Below are 21,015 nucleotides of genomic sequence, written 5' to 3'. Positions count from 1 at the left end.
AATAAAAACTAGGTCTTAAGACCTAGAAGTTTTAGATGGACGCCCACGTAGGCGTTCTTTTTTCGTCTAATCCCAACCTACTTGTAATATTTTTAATATCCCTAACAAGGGGATGTTATATTTCCAAGGTATCATAGATACATGGTTATAGTTCTTCAGCTTAATCTGGATTGAGAAATCCCTATATAGAGTAAGCCAGTTGATTTACCTATTAGTCATAAACAATAAAATAACTTAAAATCTTTGACTAATATGGATTGGACTATAAATAGATAAAGGAGCATCATCATGCAAAAAAAGAATACATCTAACACTAAAAAATTAGGTCTTTTGGGACTTGTTACAGTAGCAACACTTGGGGCAACAGCTTTAGCTAATGCAGAAACTTACACAGTTCAAAAAGGCGATACACTTTCAGCTATTGCTAAGAAAAATGGTACGACCGTAGATGAAATCGTTTCAAAAAACGGTATTCAAGACGCCAATAAGATTTCTATTGGTCAAAACTTAACAATTAATGAAACAACTGAAGAGACTACAGAACCTTCAGCTACAACAGCTACAACAGAAGCAGCTGCTGAATCAACACAATCAACAGAGTCTACACAAAGTGAAGATACTCAAGCAACCAATACAAATCTTTCTTCTTCAGAGGCAGCTGCCAAAGAAGAAATCGCGCAACGTGAGTCAAGCGGTAGCTATACAGCTCAAAATGGGCAATATTATGGACGTTACCAATTAGCATCATCATATTTGAACGGAGACTTGTCTCCTGAAAATCAAGAGAAGGTAGCAGACAATTATGTAGCAAGCCGTTATGGTTCATGGACAGCAGCTCTTGCTTTCTGGAATGCTAATGGTTGGTACTAAATCATTATTACTGACTTATGAGGAAAACTAGTCAAATCTCATACAAATAAGGGGAAAATGCCAGATTTTTGGCATTTTTTTATTAAAATGATAAATCATTGTAACATTAGACATAATACAAATAATCGGCAGTAATATTACTAAGTTATGATGAATGTAACTAGAATTAACTAGGAGGGATTTATGTTTAAAAAAAGTTATAAGGGACGCCGTATCAAATTAGCAGCGAAGAAATCATTGGCGGTATCGGTGGCAATTGTAACAAGTTTTATTGTAATTTTGGCAGTATCACTGTCTACACTAATTAATAAAGGGTTGGTTAATGCATTTTCAGATTCTGTTACCCCAGCACCTTCAACAGCATCAACAACGTCAGAATCGACAGCAGATTTAGTTAAATCAACAGAAATTAGCTCAAGTAAAGAGAATAAAGCTAATAAAGAAAATGTTGAAGAAAGTAAGCCTCAGTCAGAAATAACAGGAGAATCGGTAGAAGCAGCTGAAAAGTCTCAGTCAGATACTGCTACTACAAGCGCTGCTTCAACGAATACTGATACTACGTCGACTCAAAATACTGGAACAGCTCCTTCGGTTGCTGCAACTGGTAGCGGGTCGGTTGTTCTCTCAAATGGGAACACTGCAGGAGAAGTTGGTTCCTATGCAGCGGCACAGATGGCAGCAGCTACTGGTGTTCCTCAGTCAACTTGGGAGTCAATTATTGCGCGTGAGTCAAATGGTGATCATACTGCAGCAAATGGTTCAGGTGCATCAGGTCTTTTTCAAACAATGCCTGGATGGGGCTCTACTGCAACAGTTGAGGATCAAATTCAATCAGCCTTGAATGCCTATAACGCACAAGGTTTGTCAGCTTGGAATTACTAATATTAATAGAAGTTGGGAGCGTACTCTCAGCTTTTTAATTTGGATGTAGGTAATCTGTTTTATAGAGCTACTTGTTATTACTAGGTAGGGTATGGCCTTTTTGTTATAATAGGAATGAAAGGTATAGCAATGAAACAAATTTTTAAATCAAGAGAAAAGTTGTGGGTTTCTCTGATTATTATAGCTTTTGCTGTATTATTGGTTACACCACAACTATTTACAAGAAAAGTCATTTTAGGTTCAGATTCCATCTTTCACTATAACAGGTTCTATGAAGCTGCTATGCAACTAAAAAATGGTAACCTTTCTTACTTTTTATCTTTATATGGATTCCAACAGTCAGGCCGCATTGTCAATGCTCTTTACGGTCCTTTTTTTGCCTATTTACAAGGAGGGCTTATTTTAATAAGTGGCACCTGGTTTCGTTATCAGATTGTGTCAAGGGTATTACTACATATACTAGCTGAGTCCTCAATGTATGCCTTGCTCAAGCAGTGTAAAGTTAAGACAAACATTGCCTTGTCACTAGGTTTACTCTATGCGACAACATTCTCTATCCAATACTGGACGATGCGTCAGGGTTTCTCTAGTTGGGGAGCGGCTTTACTACCTTTTTGTTTTATTCCAGCAATTCACTATGTCTTTTATCAAAAAGTAGAACCAATTAGACTTGCCTTGTCTATAGCATTGATTTTTCAGGTTCACGTACTTAGTGCTTTGATATTAGTGATGATGTATCTTCCTTTTTATCTTTACACTTTTGTAAAGTCTCCTATCGCTAAGAAAAAGGAAACCTTCGTTCAAGTAGGTATAGCAGTCATTCTGTTCCTCTTACTGACTGTCAATGTCTGGTTAGTACTCCTATATTTGAGAGGGACTAATCATCTCTTAGATCCATTTATAAATAGAGAAATTGGTAAGAATGGGATAGATGGGACAGCAAGATACTGGCTATATACCCCAATTTCATTAATGGTGTTACTCATTTTACAGTTTCTTTACGCTGTTTTGAATTGGAAGAAATTTGCTAGATGGAAAAAAATACTGCACTTTATTTATTTTATTTTCTTCTTCTTATCGACAGGTCTTTTTCCGTGGCAGTATCTAGTAGAAAATGGAAATACATTTGCTGAACTGATTCAATTTCCATTTAGATTCTTTGTTCCTGCCACCATTTTACTTTTAGCAATTACGGGGTTAACGGTCACGCGATTTGTAAACTGGCGAAAAAGTATTGCTGTTTTACTCTTTGCCTTTGCGGGTGTTGGTCTTATTCAGAACATGATGGATACTACCGATCGTGTAAAAACTGCGGCACAAGATGGTGAACTTATTTCCATTGTTAAACATACTTACGTTGAAGGAGATTATCAGACGATAAGTCTTACCATGAATGACAGTGACTTGTCACAGTTTTTAAATTTAGTTGTCAAACCCACACCAGATTACGTACCTATATATGGGACAATAGGTAAGCAGAACACTTATGATCTTTATTATGAAAATATCGTTACGAATCAGAAGGCAGAAAAGCTACTCGAAGATGGTTATCTTGTATTAACTTGGCAAGCTGCTGAAGGGGAGAAACTGAATCTACCGATAGTTGTCTATAAAGATTCTATCTTGACACTAAATGGTAAAGAACTAGACAAGGATGACTATGACTTGTCAACGATTGGTACACCGACCGTTTCCTCACAAGAAGGACAAAATAAACTTGTATTAAGTTATAAGGAGCCAGGATGGCTATTTGTAGCGTTATTGATTCCAATAATAGTCTTAGGAGTAATAGGTTTACAGTGGCTTTACACGAAAATAAGTATCAAAAAGGTTGCCTAGTGGTAACCTTTTTGCATTATTCTTTAATCATGATATAATTAAGCTTGCGTGCTTTTACGCTTCAAAATCGACCTTCAAATCGATATTTGAATAACTAGACCCTTCAAGTCTATGTTAATTTTTATTTGATGGGAGGAGTTATCTATGACTGATAATTCAAAAACACGTGTTGTTGTTGGTATGAGTGGTGGCGTTGATTCATCAGTAACAGCCTTACTTTTAAAAGAGCAAGGTTATGATGTAATCGGTGTTTTCATGAAAAACTGGGATGACACAGATGAATTTGGTGTGTGTACCGCAACCGAAGATTATAAAGATGTAGCAGCAGTAGCTGATCAGATTGGTATCCCCTATTACTCTGTTAACTTTGAAAAAGAGTACTGGGATCGTGTATTTGAGTATTTCTTAGCAGAGTACCGTGCAGGCCGTACCCCTAATCCAGATGTTATGTGTAATAAGGAAATCAAGTTTAAGGCTTTCTTAGATTATGCGATGACATTGGGAGCGGATTATGTGGCTACAGGACATTACGCTCAAGTTGTTCGCGATGAAGACGGCATTGTCCATATGTTGCGTGGTGCAGATAACAATAAAGATCAAACCTACTTCCTTAGTCAACTTTCGCAAGAGCAGTTGCAGAAAACGATGTTTCCTTTAGGACATCTACAAAAGCCAGAAGTTCGTGAGATTGCTGAACGTACAGGTCTTGCAACAGCCAAGAAAAAAGATTCAACAGGAATATGTTTTATTGGTGAGAAAAACTTTAAAGAGTTTCTTAGTCAATACTTACCAGCTCAAAAAGGTCGTATGATGACTGTCGATGGTCGTGATATGGGCGAACACAACGGACTCATGTATTACACTATTGGTCAACGTGGTGGTATGGGTATTGGTGGCCAAAAAGGCGGAGATAATGCTCCTTGGTTTGTAGTAGGGAAAGATCTTTCTAAAAATATTCTTTACGTGGGTCAAGGTTTCCACCATGAGTCGTTGATGTCAACTTCTCTTGACGCTTCAATGATTCACTTTACTCGAGATATGCCAGAAGAATTTGAAATGGAGTGCACAGCAAAATTCCGTTATCGTCAACCTGATAGTAAAGTTACTGTAAAGGTTAAAGGTGATAAAGCAGAGGTTATTTTTGCTGAACCTCAGCGTGCTATTACACCTGGTCAAGCCGTTGTTTTCTATGATGGTCAGGAATGTTTAGGCGGCGGTATTATTGACCAGGCGTATAAAGACGGAAAAGTTTGTCAGTATATCTAACTGGAGTTGAGTAAAAACGATGAGTTCACAATTTTTTTATGCATTTATGGCATTTTTCGCTATAATGAACCCAATTTCAAATCTTCCTGCTTACATGGCTTTAGTAGCAGATGATAGTCAAAAAATTTCACGAAAAATTGCTTTTAGGAGTCTTTTGATTGCCTTTGTTATTATAACTGTTTTTATCTTTTCAGGAGATTTCATTTTTAAAGTATTTGGAATTACAATTGTTTCTTTCAGAATTGCTGGCGGAATATTAGTGGCTGTTATCGGTTACCATATGATTAATGGTAATCATTCACCTAGCTATAAAGGAATGGAGCAGCAAGCAGTAAATTCAGATCCAATGTCTATTGCTATTTCTCCTCTTGCAATGCCACTTTTTGCAGGACCAGGTACAATTACAACTGCTTTAAGTCTGGCTAATGGAGGTTTGCAGAATCAACTGATAACCGTAGTTGCTTTTGCTCTACTATGTGTCATCACTTATCTCCTGTTAAGAAGTGCAAAACAAATTGCAGGCTTCTTGGGAGAAAATTTGATGAAAATTATAACGAAAATGATGGGACTTTTACTATTCTCCATAGGTATACAGATGATTATCGTCAGTGTGCAGACCTTGATTAAACAGTGATTTTCATTGACAAAACGATTTGATTTGATAAAATAACTTTAACAATAGTCATGATGGTCAAAGCTCATGAGAATTGTGCGTTTTTGCGTACAGTTTTCTGGAGTTTTGGCTATTTTTGTAGGAAAAAACAAGGAAAGGATGGGCAGTTGATTGTAAATCACTGCATAAATCTAAAAAATGTCTTACGAGTTTGATGAAAATTTTGATGTAATTGTTGTTGGTGCTGGTCACGCTGGTGTGGAAGCTAGCTTAGCTGCAGCCCGCATGGGATGTAAGGTTTTATTAGCGACTATTAACCTAGAGATGCTGGCTTTTATGCCATGTAATCCTTCTATTGGGGGATCTGCCAAGGGGATTGTTGTCCGTGAGATTGATGCCCTTGGTGGAGAGATGGGTAAAAATATTGATAAAACTTATATTCAGATGAAAATGTTGAATACCGGTAAGGGACCTGCTGTCAGAGCTTTACGTGCACAAGCCGATAAAGCCTTGTATGCTATGACAATGAAGCATACAGTTGAGCGTCAGGAAAACCTGACTCTCCGTCAATCCATGGTTGATGAAATTCTTGTTGAAGATGGTAAGGTAGTTGGTGTCAGAACAGCCACAAATCAAAAATATGGAGCTAAAGCGGTTGTTGTCACAACAGGAACAGCTTTGCGTGGTGAAATTATCCTAGGTGAGCTCAAATATTCTTCAGGTCCTAATAATAGTCTTGCATCTGTTACATTGGCAGATAACTTGAGGGATCTTGGCCTTGAAATAGGAAGATTTAAAACAGGTACCCCTCCTCGTGTCAAGGCATCATCAATTAATTACGAAGAAACTGAAATTCAACCAGGTGACGAAAAGCCGAATCATTTTTCATTCTTGTCGAAGGATGAAGATTATCTTCAGGATCAAATTCCTTGTTGGCTAACTTATACGAATCAAGAGAGCCACGATATTATCAATAATAATTTACACCGTGCCCCAATGTTTTCAGGTATTGTCAAGGGGGTAGGACCTCGTTATTGTCCATCAATCGAAGATAAAATTGTCCGATTTGCCGATAAGAATCGCCATCAACTTTTCCTTGAACCTGAAGGAAGAGAGACTGAGGAAGTCTATGTGCAAGGCCTGTCAACTAGTCTGCCAGAAGATGTTCAAAAAGAGTTGATTCACTCAATTAAAGGTCTCGAAAAGGCAGAGATGATGCGAACTGGTTATGCGATTGAATATGATATCGTGCTCCCTCATCAACTACGTGCAACACTTGAAACGAAGTTGATTTCAGGTCTCTTTACAGCAGGACAGACCAACGGAACTTCTGGATACGAGGAGGCAGCAGGTCAAGGTCTAGTTGCTGGTATCAATGCGGCTCTTAAAGTTCAAGGTAAACCTGAACTTATTCTCAAACGTAGTGATGCCTATATTGGTGTAATGATTGACGATCTTGTCACAAAAGGAACCTTGGAGCCATATCGTTTATTGACATCACGCGCAGAGTATCGTCTCATATTACGTCATGATAATGCTGACATGCGCTTGACACCTATTGGTCGAGAAGTTGGTTTGGTTGACGATGAACGTTGGCGTATCTTTGAAATTAAGAAAAATCAGTTTGACAGCGAGTTGACACGTCTGTCAAAAGAAAAATTAAAACCTATTAAAGAGACGAATGAAAAAATTCAAGCTCTAGGCTTTAAGCCATTGACAGATGCCATGACAGCTAAAGAGTTTATGCGTAGACCAGAGATTGATTACGCCACAGCTACTCAGTTTGTAGGTCCAGCTGCAGAAGATTTGGACGCGAAGATAGTAGAGTTGCTTGAGACTGAAATCAAGTATGAAGGTTATATTAATAAAGCTTTGGATCAAGTAGCTAAGATGAAACGTATGGAAGAAAAGAGGATTCCAAAAAATATTGATTGGGATGCTATTGATTCCATTGCTACCGAAGCTCGTCAAAAATTTAAGAAAATCAATCCTGAGACCATTGGTCAAGCGAGTCGTATTTCAGGGGTCAACCCAGCAGATATCTCAATTTTGATGGTTTATCTTGAAGGTAATAATAAGGCCCGCAGGAAAGTAGACTAACGGTGCTAACACGTTTAAAAGCCTTTTAATTAAGGCTTTTTTATGTTATAATTGTTAGATTAAGAGGTTTTATATGAAAAGATTTCACTTTGCAACGATTCATCTTGTAATGATTGGGCTAATTCTTTTTGGAATTGCTACTATTTTTGTTCGCGTACTAAAATCGGAGTCTGCACTCATTTTTGCGCTTTTTATTATTATGGTAGTAGTTGTTGCCTTATTGCATTACCAAAAGACAACATATGAGTCCTTAGAAATAGAGCAATTAGATGAACTGAATCAGGATGTTGAAGATTCTTTGAAGACCCTTCTCGGAAAGATGCCTGTTGGGGTTATTACTTTTGATGAGAACGATCATATTGAATGGTTCAACCCCTATGCGAAGCTAGTACTTTCGGATGAAAATGGAAATTTCAATAAGCAGTTGATTGCGGATTTTATTTCCCAGAAACGAAAGGGTTCACCTTCGAATGTGATAACCGTTGGTGATAATAAATATGCCGCTTTTGTGGATTTTGACAATAAGTTGACATATTTTATTGACAATGTTTATGATCAAGATGAAAATGCTGATCCAAATATGACTCGTCCTGTTATCGGGATTATTTCAGTTGATAACTATGACGATGTGACGGGAAGTTTACCCGATGCCGATGTTTCAAAAATCAATACATTTGTGGCAGGGTTTATTTCTGAGTTTGCTAAGGCCAAGCATATTCATTATCGACGTATTGAAGGCGATCGTTTTTATTTCTTCACCAACTACAGTGTTTTGACAGAATTCATGGATCAAAAGTTTTCAGTCTTGGATGACTTCCGTCAGCAGGCTCAGGAGCGTGGATTACCACTGACTTTGAGCATGGGAATTTCATTTGGTACGCTTAAGCATGATCAAATCGGTCAGGTTGCCTTGCAGAATCTGAATATCGCACTAGTTCGCGGTGGAGATCAAGCTGTTGTCAAGGAAAACGATGATCACAAGGAACTTCTTTATTTTGGAGGAGGTTCTGTTTCAACAGTAAAACGTTCTCGTACAAGAACAAGGGCCATGATGACTGCAATCTCTGATAAGTTGAAAACAGTCGAAAAAGTGTTTGTTGTCGGACATAAGAATCTCGATATGGATGCTCTAGGGGCAACGGTCGGTATGGCTCATTTTGCCAGTCAAATTGTTCGAAAAAGCTATGCTGTTTACGATGATACGGCTATGAATGCAGATATTGAGCGTGCAGTCGAACGTTTAAAAGAAGATGGTCAGTCACCTCTTATTACACTTTCAGAGGCTGAGGAGCTAGTCAACCAACATTCGTTACTAATTATGGTTGACCATTCTAAAATCAATTTAACTTTATCTAAGGATTTTTATGATCGATTTAATGAAGTTATTGTCGTAGACCATCACCGTCGAGATGATGATTTTCCTGAAAATGCTGTTTTGACCTTTATTGAAAGTGGGGCGAGCTCAGCTTGTGAATTGGTTACGGAGTTGTTGCAATTCCAAGGTGCCCCAGAACGTTTGAGTAAAATCCAAGCCTCTATCCTTATGGCAGGTATCATGTTGGATACTAAAAATTTCTCAACTCGTGTGACTAGTCGAACCTTTGATGTCGCCTCTTATCTGCGTAGTTTAGGAAGTGATAGTGGAGAAATCCAAACGATTTCTGCCACTGATTTTGAAGAGTATCGACGTATCAATGAGCTAATTCTAGCAGGTGAACGTATTACAGATGATATCATTGTTGCCTCAGGTGATAATCCTAAATGTTATAATAATGTTGTGATTTCTAAGGCAGCAGATACGATGCTTGCCATGGCAGGTATCGAAGCAACTTTTGTTGTCGCTAGGACCAGTGATTCTACTGTGAATATATCTGCTCGAAGCCATAAAACGATTAATGTACAACGTATTATGGAGAAAATGGGTGGTGGAGGCCATTTCAACTTAGCGGCCTGCCAATTGCGAGACTGTAGTGTTGCTCAAGCAAAAAATAAATTGATTGAAACTATTATGGGAGAATTGGCTCCCAAGGAGGACTAAAATGAAAGTTATTTTCTTACAAGACGTTAAAGGTAAAGGTAAAAAAGGCGAAATTAAAGAAGTACCATCAGGTTACGCTCAAAACTTCTTGATTAAAAAGAATCTTGCCAAGGAAGCTACAAACCAAGCTATCGGTGAGTTGAAAGGTAAGCAAAAATCTGAAGAAAAACATGCAGCAGAGTTGTTGGCTGAAGCGAAGCAAGTTAAAGAGCAACTTGAAAAAGAAGAAAATCGTCTTCAATTTACTGAGAAGGTCGGACCAGACGGACGTACTTTTGGTTCAATTACAGCCAAAAAGATTGCAGAAGGACTTCAAAAACAATTTGGTATTAAAGTTGATAAACGCCATATTGAACTTGAACATCCTATTCGTGCGATTGGTCTAATTGAGGTTCCTGTAAAGCTTCATAAAGAAGTGAGTGCACAAATTAAACTTAACATCAAAAATAGTGCTGAGTAATTCGTTGACACTATAAGTAAATCTTGTAAAGGAGGGAATAATTGTGGCAGAAGCTCAAGAATTACGAGTGCAACCCCATGATTTAGTAGCGGAACAGTCTGTTCTAGGGGCTATTTTCATTAACCCGGAAAAGTTGATTACAGTTCGAGAGTTTATCGAAGCAGACGACTTTTACAAGTATTCCCATCGTGTCATTTTTAAAGCAATGGTAACGCTGTCGGATCGAAATGATGCCATTGATGCCACGACAGTACGCACCATTCTAGATGACCAAGATGACCTCCAAAATATAGGGGGTATTTCTTATCTTGTAGATTTGGTCAATAGTGTCCCAACATCCGCAAATGCTGAGTATTATGCTAAGATTGTGGCTGAGAAAGCCATGCTTCGCCGTATTATAAATAGATTGACAGAGACTGTCAACCAAGCATATGAGGGCGCTACTGAATCTGATGAAATTATTGCGAATGCTGAGAAAGCCCTAGTTGATGTTTCAGAGCATAGCAATCGTAGTGGTTTCCGCAAAATATCAGAAGTTCTTGATGTCAATTTTAATACTTTGGAGATGCGTTCACAGCAAACATCAGATGTTACTGGATTACCGACAGGTTTCCGTGACCTTGACAAGATTACAACAGGTTTACACCCTGATCAATTAATTATTTTAGCAGCTCGTCCCGCAGTTGGTAAAACAGCCTTTGTGCTGAATATTGCTCAGAATGTTGGTACCAAGCAAAATAAAGCTGTTGCAGTCTTTTCTCTAGAGATGGGTGCAGAAAGCTTGGTTGATCGTATGTTGGCAGCTGAAGGGATGATTGATTCCCATGCTTTACGTACAGGTCAATTGACAGAGCAAGATTGGAATAATGTGATGATTGCTCAAGGGGCATTGGCTGAGGCACCTATTTATATAGATGATACCCCTGGTATAAAGATTACTGAGATTCGTGCACGGTCCCGTAAATTGTCACAAGAAGTAGAGGGTGGTCTCGGTCTCATTGTGATTGACTATTTGCAGTTGATTACAGGGACGCGACCAGAAAATCGACAACAAGAGGTTTCAGATATTTCAAGACAGTTAAAAATCCTGGCCAAGGAGCTCAAAGTTCCTGTAATTGCCTTGAGTCAGTTATCTCGTGGGGTTGAACAACGTCAGGATAAACGTCCAGTTTTGTCTGATATTCGTGAGTCAGGATCTATCGAGCAGGATGCCGATATTGTAGCCTTCTTATATCGTGATGATTACTACCGAAAAGAAGGTGAAGAACCAGAGAATGCGATTGAAGATAATACCATCGAAGTTATCCTAGAAAAAAACCGTGCTGGTGCGCGTGGAACAGTCAAGTTACTATTCCAAAAAGAATACAATAAATTTTCATCGATTGCTCAGTTTGAGGAATCATAATTTTCAGATTTAAGGAGATATATATGAGTGATGCATTTGCAGATGTTGCTAAGATGAAAAACATCAAGGAAGCTATTAAGTCACATGAAGGTCAGCTAGTAGAATTGACCCTAGAGAATGGGCGTAAACGTGAAAAGAATAAAATTGGTCGATTAACAGAAGTTTATCCATCATTGTTTATTGTTGAATATCAAGACTTCAGTTCCCAAGCAGGAGCTATTAATAATAGTTATGTTGAATCTTACACATATTCAGATATTTTGACTGAGAAGACTCTCATTCGTTATTTGAGTCCTGAGGAACAAGCTGAAATCGAAAATAAATAAGAAAAAGCCTTTACTTGGGCTTTTTTTCGTGGTAGAATATCAAAGTATGTGAAATAATAGCAGGATAAAATGAAGCTCGTCAACAGGAAGTCGGCTAGAAAAGTAACCTTTGCTGTTTGGGCGAAGTCTTTCTGAACGAATCAGGTTTATCTAAAACGTTATTTCCTAAAAATATTTTTTTATAGGAGGACATTATTAATGTCACGTTATACAGGTCCATCATGGAAACAATCACGTCGCCTTGGTTTCTCACTTACAGGCACAGGTAAAGAATTGGCACGTCGTAACTACGTACCAGGTCAACATGGTCCAAACAACCGTTCAAAACTTTCAGAGTACGGTTTGCAATTGGCTGAGAAACAAAAACTTCGTTTCTCATACGGTTTGGGTGAAAAACAATTCCGTAACTTGTTCGTACAAGCTACTAAAGTTAAAGGTGGAACACTTGGTTTCAACTTTATGGTTCTTTTGGAACGTCGTCTTGACAACGTTGTTTACCGTCTCGGTCTTGCAACTACTCGTCGTCAAGCACGTCAATTCGTAAACCACGGTCACATCCTTGTTGACGGTAAACGTGTTGATATCCCATCATACCGCGTTGAAGTTGGTCAAGTAATCTCAGTTCGTGAAAAATCAGCTAAAGTTCCTGCTATCCTTGAAGCAGTAGAAGCTACTATCGGACGTCCAGCATTTGTATCATTTGATGCTGAAAAACTTGAAGGTTCATTGACACGTCTTCCAGAACGTGATGAAATCAACCCAGAAATCAACGAAGCACTTGTCGTTGAATTCTACAACAAAATGCTTTAATTTTAAGATTCATTTTGCAAAAAGCCCGTTGTTATGGGCTTTTTTATTTATCTTAAATCGTTGATTTTTGGGTTTGCTTAGATATTTGCTAGATTGATTCCATGGCCATCTCATAGAATGAGGCGGCTTTTTTGTTTTCTAATAAAAAAAGTCCCTAGTCTAATACAAGTGACTAGGGGGGAAATATGATAATAGATGATTTTCAGGTATAAATTATTTATTATCCAATCCGCCTTCAAAATCTGCTGAAACATTTGAAACGTAGTTAGTGAAATAGGCTTCAAAATCTTTTTTTAGTTGGTCGTACTCCTCTTCGGAGTAATCTTTATCCTCTATATAAGCCTGAAATCTGGGAATTCCCAGATCTTTTTGGAGACGTTGGATTACTTCTGTCTTTGTCATAAGAACCTCTCTTTCATTCTTTATTTTACCATATTTCAAATTGTATGAAACGTACATGTTGTTTTAAAGGTTCACTTTTGATATACTATCAAAGTTATTTAAGAAGGAGGCTACTATGTCTATTATTACACTAATTTTAGCTGGGATTGTTGCTTTGGAGCATCTCTATATCATGTATTTGGAAACTTTTGCGACACATTCAGACACGACTAGTCGTGTTTTCAATATGAGCAAAGAAGAACTTCAACGTGATTCTGTTACAAACTTATTTAAAAATCAAGGAATTTACAATGGTTTGATTGCTGTATTCCTCTTGTATGGGATTTTTACAAATAGTCAGCTACTTGTAACTGTTTTTGTATTCAATGTTTTCTTTGCTGCTATTTATGGTGCTATAACTGCCAATAAGAAAATTATTTTAACGCAAGGCGGACCCGCAATTTTGACCTTGCTTTCACTTATCATTCCCATATTTTAAGGATTTTATTGTAAAAGAAAAAGCTGCTTTAACTATTGAAATGGTTTGCAGCTTTTTTATGCTTTTGAAGTTATTTTATTGTGGAATAAATCGTAGAAGAAAGTCTGTCATTTCTTGAGGTGATTCTTTTTTTCCTTTATTTATCCAGGCTTGACAAGCGCCAAAAATAGCATGCGCAAAATAAATACTGGCATAGTCTTTCTCGAATCCTTTGAGATCTCTTTCTTCAGCAGTGGGATCAATGAAGTCCTCAGCTATCATACGCTGAAGTTTATGTATCAGAAAATCTTGAATTTCTTTTGATCCATTGGTAGACAATAGAGCTGATAGGAGCTTTTCACGAGTGAGAAATTCAAAGATTTCGAGAAAGGCTCCCTCTTTCTTTCCTTCATATTTATCGAAGATATACTCTAGCTTGTGGAAAAGCTCTTTCTGATAACTATCAATCATTTCATATTTATCTTTGTAGTGGGTATAAAAACTCGAACGGCTAATCCCTGCTGTTTGAACCAGACGAATGGTAGTAATATCATTGAAATCTTGGTCTTCAAGACATATTACTAAAGCATCTAAAAGAGCTTTTTTTGTTTGCGCGCGTCTTTGATCTTTTGACATACAAATCTCCTTTTATACACTTTTAGACTATGTGTCCAAAAAGCGATTGTTTAACATTGATTTTCAGGTAAATGAGTTTATAATTGATTATATCATAAAAATAAACACAATGTCTAAAAAGGAGAAATATGTTAGCAGAATTAAAGGCTCTTCTTAAAAGTCCAAAGCTCTGGATAACTATTATTGGTGTCTCATTGATACCTGCTTTATATAATCTAATCTTTTTGTCTTCTATGTGGAATCCTTATGGTAATGTCAAACACTTACCAGTGGCAGTAGTGAACAAAGATAAGAGTGCTAGTTTCCAGAATAAGACTCTGAATATTGGTCATGATATGGTAGACAATATGTCTAAAAACAAAAATCTAGACTATCACTTTGTGACTGAAAATGAAGCTCAAAAAGGGATTGAGGATGGTGATTACTATATGGTAATCACTTTTCCAGAAAACCTCTCAAGTAATGCAGCAAGTCTTTTGACAAATGATCCCAAGAAACTGGAAATTTCTTATCAAACAACAGCAGGACATAGCTTCGTTTCTTCAAAAATGAGCGATTCTGCCATGTCTAAGTTGAAGGATACCGTTTCTAAAAATATTACGTCAACTTATGTTGGAGCTGTCTTTAGGAGTATGTCTCAACTTCAGAGTGGTATGGGAACTGCAGCGAATGGGGCTAGTCAATTATATGCAGGTGCAGGCGCACTTCAGTCTGGGAGTCAGACCTTATCAAATGGTTTAGGAACACTTGCTGGCTCTACACAAACATTGGCTGCAGGTGTTAATACCTTGAGTTCAGGCGCGTCTGCCTATACTTCAGGTGTGTCAACTTTGTCAGGCGCTTTGTCACAGTTAAATGCGAACTCTGAGGCTGTTAATTCTGCTGCAGGTCAATTTGTATCAGGAGCAGAGGCCATGAATACCTTAGTTACAGGTGCAGATTCGTTGTCAACAGCGCTCAGTCAAATGGCTACAGCAACAAGTTTATCCGAAGAACAGCAAGCACAGTTGTCAACCCTATCAACTAATTTAACTGATTTAAATACAGCAATTCAAAATCTTAATACAGCGGTAAGTAACACATCATTACCAAGTGGAACATCAACAACATCAGTAGATACAAGTTCAATAGCGACTTATCTTTCAAATATTTCTTCTGCAGCTAGCTCTATAGCAACAGCTAGTGCAACTGATAAAGCAAATGATTTGGCTGCGGTACAAGGAACAGCTGCTTATCAAAGCTTGACGGCAGATCAACAAGCAGAGATTACATCGGCAATTAGTAATGCAGGCTCTACAGCTAGTAGTTATGCTTCAACTATTGCATCTGATGTGTCAAGTATGTCAACTGCTTTATCTAGCTTGACAGGTACGACAACAACTAGTAGCGGAGATTCAAGTAGTTTGGCTTCTCTACAAACGTCTATTTCAGGCATTGCAAGTTCGGCGAATGCTCTTCTCCCTGTAGCTTCATCAACGGTATCATCAATGCAAGCTAATATTGCTAATGTCAATTCAGTACTTGTCAATCAATTATCACCAGGAGCAACTCAAGTGGCATCAGGTGTGTCAACCGCTCAAAGTACTCTAGCAACAGGTGCAAGCGCACTTTCAAATGGTTTGTCAACTTATACTGGTGCTGTGTCAACGATTGCCGGTGGTGCTCAAACTCTAGATGCTAACAGTAGTAGTTTAATGACTGGTTTTGCTACTCTTCAGAGTGGTACAAGTGCTCTCAATACAGGAGCTCAACAATTAGCAACGGGCGGAAATACCTTAACAAATGGATTGACAAGTCTGTCAACTAACCTTTCTACATTATCTGATTCATTAAATAAGGCTAATCAGCAATTATCTCTTGTTTCTGTAAACTCAGACAATGCAAAAATGGTTAGTGCTCCGCTTAAAGAGAAGAAAACTGATAAGGATAACGTTGACACTAATGGTGTGGGGATGGCTCCATATATGATTTCTGTTTCTCTTATGGTTGTCGCTCTTTCAACTAATGTTATCTTTGCTAAGAGCTTGACGGGAAGAAACTTTACGAGCCGTTTTGATTGGGCTAAGAATAAGTTCTTTATCAATGGTATCATTACGACTATGGCTGCAATTGCCCTTTATATTGCCATTCGATTTGTGGGAGTTGAACCAAATCATCCATTAGCTACATTTGGTATGATTCTCCTTGCAGCATGGACTTTAATGGCGCTCGTTACAGCCCTTGTGGGTTGGGATGATAGATATGGTGCATTTGCTTCTATGATTATGCTCCTTTTGCAGCTAGGTTCTAGTGCAGGGACTTATCCAATTGAACTTAGTCCTAAGTTCTTTAAGGTCGTCCAACCATTCTTACCAATGTCCTACTCCGTATCAGGTCTTCGTCAAACTATTTCAATGACAGGACAAATCTCAAATCAAGTACGTATGTTATTCATTTTCTTACTTATTTTTTTAGTTGTAGGTATTATTATTTATAGACCAAAGTCTGAAAATGAATAAACTAAAGGCCAGCTCTAATGTGAGCTGGCTTTTTATGTTATTCAACAGTTATATCACCGAGGTCTGAGGTAATGGTTAGTGTGTTATCCTTTGAAATCTTAAGGTTATTTGTGATGTCCACCTCTCCTGAATGACTATCGGCTTGAACATTGAGCGTGTAATCTTTAAGAGCTAGTTCAATATCACCGGATGTAATATCAAGTTTATTGTGACCATTGAAAATTAGGTTCTCTCCAGAGTAATCTCCCATTGCAATAGATAAATCTGAGTTAGTAAAAAGTGTATGATTACTATCAACACTACCAACATCAAGGTTAGCTTTTAGGTTGCTGACAATCATTTTAGTAAAAGTTAGGTCCCCTACATTTAGATTGATATCTGCTTGTTTGATGGTGCTATTACTTAAATCTAGATTTCCAGTTGCTAAATCAACCTTTAAAAAATCAATCGTTTGTTTTTTAGGGAGTGTAATGACAATGGTTTTATTTCTGACTTCCTCGTTGAGAGTAGAAAGCCTTACTAAATCTTTTAATCCGAAAAAGTTAATATGTTTGTTAGAAGTTGAATCTAATTCAGAGTTGCTATCATTGATAGTCAATTGACCATCCTTTACAGATGTGTCAATTGGATTTTTTGTTTTTTGGTAGTAAGAAAGCGTTGCTTTGTCAACGTCACCATTTTTTATAAGCACATTGTAGCTACTACTTTTAATATCAATTTTATTGAAGTTCTCAACTTCTTTCTTGACATAATCTTGCTCACTTTTAGTTTGATTTTGTAAATCTGTCAAGCCACCTTGACTATAACCCCAAGCTACTAATCCTCCTCCTAAAAATAGAGAGATAAGAGACACTCCGAGGACAATCTTTTTCCAAGTTTTCATGATTTTCTTCCTTTCTTGATGAGCCATTTAATCAATAGGGTAATTAGCTTTACAATAAGTTTACAGATTTCAAATGAAATCAAAAGTAGTAGGAGTGCTCCTCCAAACATCAATAGACCTAGACCTCCTCCAAACAGTGTTGAAGCTAGTGAAACATTTAAGAGAGAGAAGCTTGTAAAGAAAGTGTAAACACCACTAATGAGCAAGGCAAAGGTAAGAGCTAGGGCAGTCACTATAACTGCAAAAATAATCAAAAGAAGTGTCAATAGCATAGCTAGGAAGAGTAGTAGAATTGGTAAGGCGACTGGACTGGCTAAAACAGCTAGAATCGCAATCCAGAGGATAGTTGTTTTATTACGTAAGCTACTCTTATCCTCAATAATCTTTTCGTCTAGAAGACGACTAATGACTTCATGTGCTGCTTCCTTAGGTGTACCTAATTCTGCAATAACCTGAGCTTCATTTTCAGGTCCGGCCTCTTCAAAATATTCCATGAAATATTCGAGGGCCTCTTCGTAGTCCTTTTGTGGTAATTTTCGTAGATATTTTGTTAATTTGGCTATATATTCAGTCCTTGTCATGTCTTAATCTCCCTTCTACAATACCATCTAGGGTTTCTTTATAGGTTAACCATTCTTCATTAAGAAATTGAAGTTGATTTTTTCCCTCTTGGGTAATACTGTAATATTTACGTTTACGCCCCTGATACGCTTGGCTATAGGTGGTCATATAGCCTGCTTTTTCAAGCTTTTTTAGAATAGGATAAAGCGTTGACTCCTTGATATTAGCTGCAAGCTTTATGGTTTGACTAATCTCATAGCCATAAGAGTCTTCTCTATCGATAATAGCTAGTATTAGGAACTCTATCAGGATTGACGATGTTGGAAAATACATAGTGTGCTCCTTTGCTTTTAGATATGTATAAAAATTATATATAATTATTTTACACATTGAGTGTATCTCTTTTAGAAAGATATGTCAATATTTTATATATAAAAATTTTATACAATAGGGATATCTTCTTTTTTATGATAATATGAAGTCAAGGAGTTCTTATGACTATTAAAGATAAACTAGCTCATTACGAGCCGAAGCCACTAGGGGAGAAAGGACGCTATGCAGTGCTCTTACCCTTGATATATGATGTAAAAACTGATAAGTATCAAATCCTTTACCAAGTACGAAGTGAGCATATTTCTCAACCAGGTGAGGTCTCTTTTCCTGGTGGCCGTGTCGAAGACGGTGAGACTTTTCAAGAAGCTGCTATACGAGAAACTTGTGAGGAACTAAACTTAACTCCTGATCGAATTGACATTTGGGGAGAGATTGATTATCTGATTCATCAGGGGAGAACCATCCATTGCTTTGTTGGAAAGATAAATATAGAAAATTGGGAGGATATTCATCCAAATGAAGAGGTGAAACGGTTGTTTACAGTTTATGTTGACACATTGTTGACAGAGAATCCGATTTATTATAAAGTGACTTCTACCTTGAGTGATGCAAAAGATTTCCCATTTTTCCTGCTAAAAAACAGAGAAAAATATAATTTTGGGTATAGTGAACGTCATATTCCTTTCTACAGAAACTTGACAGAAAATATATGGGGGATGACAGCTATGTTTACACATAGATTTACAGATATTCTAAAAGATTTAGAGTGAAAATAAAAGATCAACAATAATGTGTTGATCTTTTTTACTATGAATTACATTGTTTATTTGCTACCAAAGGAGTGAAATTTATTTCTGGGACATGAGTCTAGAGTATTCCTAAAATGATTTTCAAAATTAATATGGAAGCTTTTAGCTAGGTGGTCGACTATAGAGTAGACAGTGACTTTTTTTGTTAGTATAGTCGTAAAGTCTATCGTCTAAGGAATAAGCGGCTTGAAGTCTATAACCATAGCGAACGAATGTACCTGTAAGTAGAATGGTTATAAAAATAAGGAGATAAACATGCCACATACGCCATCTAAATGTTTCTAATTTTGTCATAGGAGATCCTCTTTGAGTAATAGAGGCTCTATAATTTCTGTAGTGGGTAAAACCACTGTAGAGATTATAGAGCTTTTTGAATGCAGACAAAAAGTCCCATAAGACCTATAATAAAAAGCAACCAAACCATCATTAGGAAGAACTTATGAGACTTATTAAGAATACCACAGAATTAATCGGAATTAAAGACCAAAACATCAAGATTTCACTTGTTTTTGAAACTGACACTCATATAGAGATTCAAGCAAAACTCGATTATCCTGCACCATCATGTCCTCATTGCCATGGAAAAATGATCAAGTACGACTTTCAAAAGCCTTCTAAAATCCCTCTTCTCGAACAAGCGGGAACTCCAACACTACTACGTCTGAAGAAACGCCGCTTCCAGTGTAAAAATTGTAGGAGAGTCACGGTAGCTGAGACATCAATCGTTGAGAAAAACTGTCAAATCTCCAACCTTGTCCGACAAAAGGTTACACAACTCCTAACTGAGAAGGTGTCATTAACGGATATTGCCAGAAGACTTCGCGTGTCAACGTCCACTGTCTATCGTAAACTCGACCAGTTTACTTTCAAGGAACACTATGACAAACTCCCAGCTATTATGTCCTGGGATGAGTTTGGGTTCAAGAAAGGGAAATTGGCTTTTGTTGCGCAGAACTATGAGACAAACAAACTCATAACCATCCTTGATAATCGTCGCCAAACCACTATACGAAACTACTTTTTGAAGTATCCATTGAAAGTCCGACAACAGGTACAGTTTATCACGATGGATATGTCTGGGACCTATATGCCACTAGCCAAAAAACTTTTTCCAAACGCCAAAATCGTTCTTGATCGTTTCCACATTATCCAGCACCTTGGTCGAGCCTTTTTAAAGACAAGAATTGCTATTATGAACCAGTTTGATAAGAAGTCACTACCCTATCGAGCCTTGAAAAATCACTGGCGACTCTTCCAAAAGGACAGCCGTAAGTTATCTCTCAGCTCTTTTTATTCAAAGACTTTCCGACAAACTTTAGCACCACATGAAGTCGTTGAGAAGACTCTAGACTTTTCAGAAGAGCTCGCTAATGACTACAACCTCTATCAGCTTTTGCTTTTTCACTTTCAGGAGAAGAGGGTAGATGAATTTTTTGAGTTAATAGAGGAGAACATGAGTAAGGTCAATCACTACTTTCAAACGGTCTTTAGGACTTTTCTTAGACACAAGCAATACATCAAGAATGCGCTAGAAACTGACTATTCAAACGCGAAACTCGAAGCGACTAACAAGTTGATTAAAGACATCAAACGGTTGGGCTTCGGTTTTAGAAACTTCATCAACTTTAAGAAACGTGTCTTCATCACTCTAAACATAAAAAAAGAGAAGACCTATCAGGTCCTCTCTAGATGTTAGCTTTTCGTCACCCACTACAGTTGACAAAGAGCCGTAATAGAAAAACCATGAAAATCTTATTTTCATGGTTTTTAATTCAATTATTTTACTTCAGTAAGGGTTAAATGATTAAGCTATAAACCTTGTCATAT

At 37.5% G+C, this 21,015-nt stretch carries 19 protein-coding genes and 1 pseudogene; 15 read left to right on the top strand and 5 right to left on the bottom strand.

Going from position 1 to position 21,015, the window contains the following annotated elements:
* The first annotated feature begins 288 nt into the window (after positions 1-288).
* The 11 genes from NST80_RS10410 (at position 289) to rpsD (ending at position 12,609) form a co-directional block, all read left to right on the top strand.
* Complete coding sequence (locus NST80_RS10410; protein WP_070846969.1) at positions 289-870, top strand: LysM domain-containing protein; 582 nt, start codon at positions 289-291, stop codon at positions 868-870.
* A gap of 183 nt (positions 871-1,053) precedes the next feature.
* Positions 1,054-1,752 carry a transglycosylase SLT domain-containing protein gene (locus NST80_RS10405; RefSeq protein WP_002887109.1) on the top strand — a complete coding sequence of 233 codons (699 nt, stop codon included), beginning with the start codon at positions 1,054-1,056 and terminating at the stop codon, positions 1,750-1,752.
* 129 nt (positions 1,753-1,881) lie between these two features.
* Positions 1,882-3,591, top strand: a complete 1,710-nt coding sequence (locus NST80_RS10400) for a hypothetical protein (protein ID WP_118172348.1) — start codon at positions 1,882-1,884, stop codon at positions 3,589-3,591.
* A 144-nt stretch (positions 3,592-3,735) separates the two neighbouring features.
* Positions 3,736-4,857, top strand: a complete 1,122-nt coding sequence (gene mnmA, locus NST80_RS10395) for a tRNA 2-thiouridine(34) synthase MnmA (RefSeq protein ID WP_118172350.1) — start codon at positions 3,736-3,738, stop codon at positions 4,855-4,857.
* 19 nt (positions 4,858-4,876) lie between these two features.
* Complete coding sequence (locus NST80_RS10390) at positions 4,877-5,491, top strand: MarC family protein (RefSeq protein WP_070578654.1); 615 nt, start codon at positions 4,877-4,879, stop codon at positions 5,489-5,491.
* Between the two features lie 177 nt (positions 5,492-5,668).
* Entirely contained in the window at positions 5,669-7,570 is a 1,902-nt protein-coding gene (gene mnmG / locus NST80_RS10385) for a tRNA uridine-5-carboxymethylaminomethyl(34) synthesis enzyme MnmG (protein WP_014635191.1), read from the top strand.
* Positions 7,571-7,643: 73 nt separating this feature from the next.
* Positions 7,644-9,608 (top strand): DHH family phosphoesterase, encoded by a 1,965-nt coding sequence (locus NST80_RS10380; RefSeq protein ID WP_013991330.1) that lies wholly within the window; start codon positions 7,644-7,646, stop codon positions 9,606-9,608.
* 1 nt (position 9,609) lies between these two features.
* The gene (gene rplI / locus NST80_RS10375) at positions 9,610-10,068 is read left to right on the top strand and encodes a 50S ribosomal protein L9 (protein ID WP_002885729.1); all 459 of its coding nucleotides are present in this window, start codon (positions 9,610-9,612) and stop codon (positions 10,066-10,068) included.
* A gap of 43 nt (positions 10,069-10,111) precedes the next feature.
* Entirely contained in the window at positions 10,112-11,473 is a 1,362-nt protein-coding gene (gene dnaB, locus NST80_RS10370; protein ID WP_002885809.1) for a replicative DNA helicase, read from the top strand.
* A gap of 23 nt (positions 11,474-11,496) precedes the next feature.
* The gene (locus tag NST80_RS10365; RefSeq protein WP_002885699.1) at positions 11,497-11,799 is read left to right on the top strand and encodes a Veg family protein; all 303 of its coding nucleotides are present in this window, start codon (positions 11,497-11,499) and stop codon (positions 11,797-11,799) included.
* Positions 11,800-11,997: 198 nt separating this feature from the next.
* On the top strand, positions 11,998-12,609 hold the full coding sequence (gene rpsD / locus NST80_RS10360; RefSeq protein WP_002885833.1) for a 30S ribosomal protein S4: 612 nt from the start codon (positions 11,998-12,000) through the stop codon (positions 12,607-12,609).
* A gap of 213 nt (positions 12,610-12,822) precedes the next feature.
* Here the strand turns inward: rpsD and NST80_RS10355 are convergent, their stop codons facing one another.
* Positions 12,823-13,011, bottom strand: a complete 189-nt coding sequence (locus NST80_RS10355; RefSeq protein WP_002885644.1) for a hypothetical protein — start codon at positions 13,009-13,011, stop codon at positions 12,823-12,825.
* 115 nt (positions 13,012-13,126) lie between these two features.
* Here NST80_RS10355 and NST80_RS10350 point away from each other — a divergent pair, with 115 nt between their 5' ends.
* Complete coding sequence (locus NST80_RS10350; protein WP_002887103.1) at positions 13,127-13,489, top strand: DUF1304 domain-containing protein; 363 nt, start codon at positions 13,127-13,129, stop codon at positions 13,487-13,489.
* A 75-nt stretch (positions 13,490-13,564) separates the two neighbouring features.
* On the opposite strand, the gene NST80_RS10345 is transcribed toward NST80_RS10350, so the two are convergent.
* The gene (locus NST80_RS10345) at positions 13,565-14,104 is read right to left on the bottom strand and encodes a TetR/AcrR family transcriptional regulator (RefSeq protein WP_002887102.1); all 540 of its coding nucleotides are present in this window, start codon (positions 14,102-14,104) and stop codon (positions 13,565-13,567) included.
* A gap of 128 nt (positions 14,105-14,232) precedes the next feature.
* Between NST80_RS10345 and NST80_RS10340 the strand changes: the two genes are divergently transcribed.
* Positions 14,233-16,602, top strand: a complete 2,370-nt coding sequence (locus NST80_RS10340; protein ID WP_183138299.1) for a YhgE/Pip domain-containing protein — start codon at positions 14,233-14,235, stop codon at positions 16,600-16,602.
* Positions 16,603-16,639: 37 nt separating this feature from the next.
* Here the strand turns inward: NST80_RS10340 and NST80_RS10335 are convergent, their stop codons facing one another.
* Genes NST80_RS10335 through NST80_RS10325 form a run of 3 tightly spaced genes read right to left on the bottom strand, consistent with a single transcriptional unit; the run spans position 16,640 to position 18,379 of the window.
* Positions 16,640-17,485: a DUF4097 family beta strand repeat-containing protein gene (locus NST80_RS10335; protein ID WP_118172353.1), complete on the bottom strand. Its 846-nt coding sequence runs from the start codon at positions 17,483-17,485 to the stop codon at positions 16,640-16,642.
* Entirely contained in the window at positions 17,482-18,066 is a 585-nt protein-coding gene (locus NST80_RS10330) for a DUF1700 domain-containing protein (RefSeq protein WP_002887099.1), read from the bottom strand. The genes NST80_RS10335 and NST80_RS10330 overlap by 4 nt, the downstream gene beginning before the upstream one ends.
* The gene (locus tag NST80_RS10325) at positions 18,053-18,379 is read right to left on the bottom strand and encodes a PadR family transcriptional regulator (protein WP_002887098.1); all 327 of its coding nucleotides are present in this window, start codon (positions 18,377-18,379) and stop codon (positions 18,053-18,055) included. Before NST80_RS10325 ends, NST80_RS10330 begins: the two co-directional genes overlap by 14 nt.
* Positions 18,380-18,540: 161 nt before the next feature.
* Here NST80_RS10325 and NST80_RS10320 point away from each other — a divergent pair, with 161 nt between their 5' ends.
* Together NST80_RS10320 and NST80_RS10315 are read left to right on the top strand one after the other, a co-directional pair.
* Positions 18,541-19,149, top strand: coding sequence for a CoA pyrophosphatase (locus tag NST80_RS10320; RefSeq protein ID WP_002887097.1), 609 nt, complete (start codon positions 18,541-18,543; stop codon positions 19,147-19,149).
* A gap of 478 nt (positions 19,150-19,627) precedes the next feature.
* Positions 19,628-20,877: pseudogene (locus NST80_RS10315) on the top strand (ISL3 family transposase).
* Positions 20,878-21,015 lie beyond the last annotated feature (138 nt).

It is taken from the genome of Streptococcus sp. FSL K6-1323, from assembly GCF_038630745.1.
Taxonomy (GTDB): domain Bacteria; phylum Bacillota; class Bacilli; order Lactobacillales; family Streptococcaceae; genus Streptococcus; species Streptococcus salivarius_D.
The sequence above is the reverse complement of the archived record's forward strand: the minus strand, read 5'-3'. Positions and strand labels throughout refer to the sequence as shown.